This window comes from Streptomyces sp. NPDC005202, from assembly GCF_040608235.1.
Taxonomy (GTDB): domain Bacteria; phylum Actinomycetota; class Actinomycetes; order Streptomycetales; family Streptomycetaceae; genus Streptomyces.
The window spans coordinates 68,009-74,801 of sequence record NZ_JBEXHW010000031.1 but is presented as its reverse complement, the minus strand read 5'-3'; the positions used below and the strand labels follow the sequence as shown (position 1 = coordinate 74,801).

The following is a 6,793-nucleotide window of genomic DNA, read 5'->3' as shown; positions in this document are numbered from 1 at the left end:
GAGCGTCCGTCCGTGGCCACTGGTCCCGAGCGTCCGTCCGTGGCCACTGGTCCCGAGCGTCCGCCCGTCACCTCGGGTCCCGAGCGTCCGTCCGTGGCCACTGGTCCCGAGCGTCCGTCCGTGGCCACTGGTCCCGAGCGTCCGCCCGTCACCTCGGGTCCCGAGCGTCCGTCCGTGACCACCGGTCACGAGCGTCCGTCCGTCACCGCTGGTCCCAAAGGCTCGTCCGTCACCTCGGGTCCCGAGCGTCCGTCCGTCACCACCGGTCCCGAACTTCCGTCCGTCACCACCGGTCCCGAACTTCCATCCGTCACCACTGGTCCCAAAGGCCCGTCCGTCACCACCGGTCCCGAGCGTCTGTCCGTCACCACCGGTCCCGAGCGTCTGTCCGTCACCACTGGTCCCAAAGGCCCGTCCGTCACCACCGGTCCCGAGCGTCTGTCCGTCACCACCGGTCCCGAGCGTCTGTCCGTCACCACCGGTCCCAAAGGCTCGTCCGTGGCCACTGGTCCCGAGCGTCCGTCCGTGACTACGGGTCCCGAACGTCCGTGCGTCACCACTGGTCCCGAGCGCCCGTCCGTCACCACCGGCCCCGAAAGCACCACAGTCACCAAAGGAGCCGAGAGCAAACCGTTCACTGCAGCTCCTGAGAGGGCATCGGTCACGACCGGTCCCGCAAGCGCATCGGCCATGAGAGGTCCCGAGAGCTCATCGGTCACCAGCGGTCCCGAAGGTGCATCCGTGGGCCCCGAGGGCACGTCGATCACGAGTCGTCCCGGAGGTGCGTCGGTCACCACATACCCCGAGCGCTCATCCCTCACCGCGCCCCCTGAGGGCGCATCAGTCACCCCGGGTTCCGACGGAACACCCCTTTCGGCGCGCGCCGACAGCGCACCCGTTACAGCCCGCGCCAAGGGTGCTTCCGCCACGGCCCGTCCCGAGCATCCATCCACCACCCGCCCTGAGGGCACACCGGTCACGGCGCAGTCCCCGGACGCGCCGGCCCGTGCAGACGGCCCGGGCGCGCCCATCGCCGGGACCCCGCAGCCCTCGATCCCGACCCCACGCCCGGCCGAGGCCGTCGCGCTCGACGCTTCGTCCCCCATCCCCCCTCCCATCTCCGTCCGCCCGGGCCCCAGCCCTCTCCGCCCCCTCCGTTACGAGTTGCGCCGTGCCGCCGGCATCAGCACGGGCTTCGTCACCGGTGCCGCCGTCCTCGTCGCCTCTGCGCTCATGGCCCTGGTCCTGGGCCGGATCGGCCACACCCCGCAGGCGCGGCTGCTGGCCGCATGGCCGCAGCAGCTGCCCCTGCCGCCTGCGGCGCTCGGCGCCGGGCTGCTCGGCGCGCTCGCCTTCGGCGACGAGTTCCGCCACCCCGCGCTGGCGGCGGACCGCGGCACCGTGCCCCGCCGGCTGGGGCTGCTCGCCGCGAAGCTCCTCGTCGCCGCCGCCACCGCGCTGATGCTGGCCTTCCTCACGGTGGGCTGCGACGCCGAAGTGCTCTATGTCGTCTACGGACGAGAGCTCACGAAGGTTTCCGGCGACTGGCTCTCGCTGGGCGCGAGTTGGATCGGTCTCGTGGTCGGGTGTGCCTGGGCGGGCGTGCTGGCCGCAGGTCTGTTCCGGTCCACCACGGCCGGGCTCGCGGCCGTGGTTGGCGTGCCGCTCCTCGTCGTACCCCTCGTGGAGAAGGCCCTGGACGGGGTGGCCGCGCGGGCCGCGGCCGGTCTTCCCGCGCGGTTGCACCGTGTGTTCCTGCTGCAGTGGCCCTTCGGAGGAGATCGCTACCTCAGCGCCGCGGCACGTCTGATCGCCCAACCCGTGGGCGGTGCACTGACGTTGTCGCTGACCGCGCTGCTGTGTGGCTATCTGTTGACGACCCTGCGGAGCAGAGCGTGATGGCAGCCGTTCGCGCTCTTTCGGTCGCGCTCTGTGCGCAACTCCCCCGGGGAAAGCCCATTTCTTTCCGATAAGGCGTCAATTGCGACGAAGTGAGCGATCACCCTTTCGTGTGCTTTTCACCAAAGACCTCAAGGGAGTTGGAGGCGACGCCGACAAAGGATCCGTGAGTACCCTTGCGCACACCATGATGAACGCCGCCCGCCCCACAGACTCCGGTCTCGTCGGCCCGGGCGGACTCGACCGCTACCCCTACGCCGAGGCGCCTGTCCCCGACCGCGTCGGAAGCCCCTCCTGGGAGGGCCCGGACCCGGAGCTGGGCCGTGTGGGCCGGCGCGCCGCGGGCAGCCGCGGCCGCGGACTGCACGGCCAACTCGTCCAGCAGCTGGGTCAGATGATCGTTTCCGGGGACCTGGGCGCCGACCGCCCGCTGGTGCCCGAGGAGATCGGCCAGCGCTTCGAGGTCTCCCGTACCGTCGTCCGCGAGTCGCTCCGCGTCCTGGAGGCCAAGGGCCTGGTCAGCGCCCGCCCGAACGTCGGCACGCGCGTGCGCCCGGTCAGCGACTGGAACCTCCTGGACCCGGACATCATCGAGTGGCGGGCCTTCGGGCCGCAGCGCGACGACCAGCGCCGCGAGCTGAGCGAGCTGCGCTGGACGATCGAGCCGCTCGCCGCGCGTCTCGCCGCCGGACACGGGCGCGAGGACGTCCAGCAGCGCCTCTCCGACATGGTCGAGATCATGGGTCACGCGCTGGGGCAGGGCGACGCGCTCACCTTCTCCCGCGCGGACGCCGAGTTCCACACGCTGCTCATCCAGATCGCGGGCAACCGCATGCTGGAGCACCTCTCCGGGATCGTCTCGGCCGCTCTCCAGGTCTCCGGCGGCCCCGTCACGGGCTGCGACCGGCCGAACGAGACCTCCCTGACGCAGCACGCCCGGATCGTCGACGCGCTCGCGGCGGGCGACGGCGCGGCGGCCGAGGGAGCCATGCGCCAACTGCTCACGGTCCACCCCGAGGTGGAGCGGGTGGTGCCCGCGCCGCGCGAGCACTGACCCGTGCGCGGACGGCGGCCGGGCCCTGCCGTCCTCTCGCGGCCCCACCCGGCCGGCGAACCGCCTCCCGCAGGACCCCGCCGGATCCCCCGCGAACCCGGCGGGGTCCGCGCGTGATGAGCGGATGAGCCGCCGGTAGGGGCCCTGTGGGCGGCACAGCTGATCTCATCTGTCCCTGGCTGACCGTTTTGAGTGCTTACGTGGTGTGACTCGGGCCACGCAGATTGGGCGTAACGCTCGTGGAGACAGCGCGATGACCTAAGAGGTGACAGCCGCGGAGGGAATACGGACGCCGTTCACGGCGCTGTGCATCTTCCCGGCATCCGCCCGCGCCGTCGGCCCATCCCCAGGCCGGTGGTCGGCTCCTGTCCACTGTGGACGGGGCCGGAAGCCGTTTTCCAACGTTCCGAGAGGTTGTTCGTGTCGGCCAGCACATCCCGTACGCTCCCGCCGGAGATCGCCGAGTCCGTCTCTGTCATGGCGCTCATTGAGCGGGGAAAGGCTGAGGGGCAGATCGCCGGCGACGATGTGCGTCGGGCCTTCGAAGCTGACCAGATTCCGGCCACTCAGTGGAAGAACGTACTGCGCAGCCTCAACCAGATCCTCGAGGAAGAGGGTGTGACGCTGATGGTCAGTGCCGCGGAGCCCAAGCGCACCCGAAAGAGCGTCGCAGCGAAGAGTCCGGCCAAGCGCACCGCCACCAAGACGGTCGCAGCGAAGACGGTGACCAGCAGGAAGGCCACCGCCACCGCCACGTCGGCGGCGCCCGCCGTCGACACGCCCGTCGAGGATGACGCACCCGCCAAGAAGGCCGCTGCCAAGAAGACCACCGCCGCCAAGAAGGCTGCGGCGAAGAAGACCACCGCCGCCACCAAGAAGACGGCGGCCAAGAAGACCACCGCCGCCAAGAAGGACGACGTCGAGCTGCTCGACGACGAGGTGATCGAGGACGTCAAGGGCGCTGAGGAGCCCGAGGGCGCCGAGAGTGCCGGTTTCGTGCTCTCTGACGAGGACGAGGACGACGCCCCCGCCCAGCAGGTCGCCGCGGCCGGCGCCACCGCCGACCCGGTCAAGGACTACCTCAAGCAGATCGGCAAGGTCCCCCTGCTCAACGCCGAGCAGGAGGTCGAGCTGGCCAAGCGCATCGAGGCGGGCCTCTTCGCCGAGGACAAGCTGGCGAACTCCGACAAGCTCGCCCCCAAGCTCAAGCGTGAGCTGGAGATCATCGCCGAGGACGGCCGCCGCGCCAAGAACCACCTCCTGGAGGCCAACCTCCGTCTGGTGGTCTCCCTGGCCAAGCGCTACACCGGCCGCGGCATGCTCTTCCTGGACCTCATCCAGGAGGGCAACCTCGGTCTGATCCGCGCGGTGGAGAAGTTCGACTACACCAAGGGCTACAAGTTCTCCACGTACGCCACCTGGTGGATCCGTCAGGCGATCACCCGCGCGATGGCCGACCAAGCCCGCACCATCCGTATCCCGGTGCACATGGTCGAGGTCATCAACAAGCTCGCGCGCGTGCAGCGCCAGATGCTCCAGGATTTGGGCCGCGAGCCCACCCCGGAGGAGCTGGCCAAGGAACTCGACATGACCCCGGAGAAAGTCATCGAGGTCCAGAAGTACGGCCGCGAGCCCATCTCCCTGCACACCCCGCTCGGTGAGGACGGGGACAGCGAGTTCGGTGACCTCATCGAGGACTCCGAGGCGGTCGTTCCGGCCGACGCGGTCAGCTTCACGCTGCTGCAGGAGCAGCTGCACTCCGTTCTCGACACCCTGTCCGAGCGTGAGGCGGGCGTCGTCTCCATGCGTTTCGGTCTCACCGACGGTCAGCCGAAGACCCTCGACGAGATCGGCAAGGTGTACGGCGTCACGCGTGAGCGCATCCGCCAGATCGAGTCCAAGACCATGTCGAAGCTGCGCCACCCGTCGCGTTCCCAGGTGCTGCGCGACTACCTCGACTAGGTCAGCGTCGTACGACATCGATGGCCCGGATCCCGCGACGGGATGCTGTTGGTTGATTCGGGCCTGGGCGTGACGTCGGCCTTCAGGACCTGGTTGTGGTCTTGAAGGCCGACGTTGTCGTATGGGGTGGGTGCGGGTGTCGTTGCAGCCGATGGGGTCGGGGGAGATCCCGGCGGAGACGGCGCGGGTGGCGCGGGCCGCGTTCCCGAAGGGGAGCCTGGCGATCCGGGTCCGGGATGAGCTGGGGCCGTTGTTCACGGACGAGGAGTTCGCGGAGCTGTTCCCGGCTCGGGGCAAGCCTGCCTGGTCGCCGGGCTGGCTCGCGATGGTGCTGGTGTTGCAGTTCGTCGAGGGCCTGACCGATCGGCAGGCCGCGGAGGCGGTCCGGGCCCGCATCGACTGGAAGTACGCGCTGGGCCTGGAGCTGACGGATGCGGGCTTCGACTTCTCCATGCTCTCGGAGTTCCGGGACCGCCTGGTCGGCGCGGAGGGCGGTCGGGAGATCCTGGACGAGGTTCTGGCTGCGGCCCGCAAGAAAGGGCTGGTCACCGCCCGGGGCAGCGCGCGGACCGATTCCACGCATGTGCTCTGCGCAGTGCGTGAACTGAACCAGCTGGAACTGGTCGCGGAGACCTTGCGCGCGGCACTGAACGCGGTGGCCCGCACCGAGCCCGGCTGGCTGGACGAGCACGCTCTGCCCGACTGGTTCAAGCACTACGCCACCAGGGCGGAGGAATCCCGCTTCCCCAAGGCCCGCGCCCAGCGCGAGCAGACATATCTGCGGATCGGCGGGGACGTGTACCTGCTGCGGCAGGTGTGGGCACAGGACGCGCCGACGGGCCTGCGGGAGCTGCCGGAGGTCGAGGCGCTGCAGCAGGTGTGGGTCCAGCACTTCCACCTGGTCGACGGGGAGGTGGCCCGCCGGGGCCCAAAAGACCGGCCGCCGGGCGCGAGGCGCCTGGTGACCCCCTATGACCTGGATGCTCGCACCGGTGCCAAACGCGAACTGAACTGGGACGGCTGCAAGGTCCACCTCACCGAGACGTGCGGCACAAACACCCCGCACCTGATCACGAGCGTGGTCACTACCGCCGCCAGTGTCTCGGACGACCGGATGGCTGTGGCCGTCCACGCCGAACTCGCCCGGCGGGACCTTCTGCCCGAGGAGCACTGGGTCGATACCGGGTATGCCAACGTCTGCGCGCTCGCCGCCGCCCAGCGTGACCACGACGTTGCCCTGCACGGGCCGCTGAAGGCAGTGACCGTTCCACACACCCGCGGCGATGCGGCATTCGGGCAGGACGCCTTCGTCATCGATTGGGACAACCGGCAGGCCACCTGCCCGAACGGCAGGACGACAACCGCCTGGCGCGTCGCACGCTCCGAGGAAGACCTGCCCATGATCCGTATCCGGTTCCCTCTGACCGCCTGCCGCCCATGCCCGGACCGGGCCGGGTGCATCAACTCGCCCAACGGCAAGCGCCGCGAGCTCAATCTGCGGCCCCGCGACCAGGCTCTCCAGCAGGCCCGATCCCTCCAGGCCACCGACGAGTGGAAGGCCCGCTACACCATCCGCGCCGGGGTTGAAGGCACCATCTCTCAAGCTGTTCAAGCCTGCGACCTGCGCAGATCCCGCTACCGCGGCCTGCCCAAGACCAGCCTCCAGCATCAGCTCACCGGCGCCGCCCTAAACCTCCTCCGCATCGACGCCTGGCTCACCGACACCCCCCGCGCCCGCACCAGAACCAGCCACCTGACAGCACTTCGCCCCGCCGCATAGCCGCGGGACGAAGCAATCGGGCCCGAATTAACCAACAGCATCCCCCGACGGGGACCGTGCCTTCGTGCTGCGGGCCGCGCCGCTCTGCATGACTCTGG

At 70.0% G+C, this 6,793-nt stretch carries 3 protein-coding genes and 1 pseudogene; all 4 read left to right on the top strand.

Annotated features, from left to right (window positions below):
• Positions 1-1,086 precede the first annotated feature (1,086 nt).
• Positions 1,087-1,899: pseudogene (locus ABZV31_RS30900) on the top strand (ABC transporter ATP-binding protein); the annotation flags it as partial.
• Between the two features lie 166 nt (positions 1,900-2,065).
• Positions 2,066-2,953 (top strand): FCD domain-containing protein, encoded by an 888-nt coding sequence (locus tag ABZV31_RS30895; protein ID WP_355900193.1) that lies wholly within the window; start codon positions 2,066-2,068, stop codon positions 2,951-2,953.
• Between the two features lie 420 nt (positions 2,954-3,373).
• Entirely contained in the window at positions 3,374-4,915 is a 1,542-nt protein-coding gene (locus tag ABZV31_RS30890; RefSeq protein WP_355900192.1) for an RNA polymerase sigma factor, read from the top strand.
• 136 nt (positions 4,916-5,051) lie between these two features.
• On the top strand, positions 5,052-6,695 hold the full coding sequence (locus ABZV31_RS30885) for an IS1182 family transposase (RefSeq protein WP_355900191.1): 1,644 nt from the start codon (positions 5,052-5,054) through the stop codon (positions 6,693-6,695).
• Positions 6,696-6,793 lie beyond the last annotated feature (98 nt).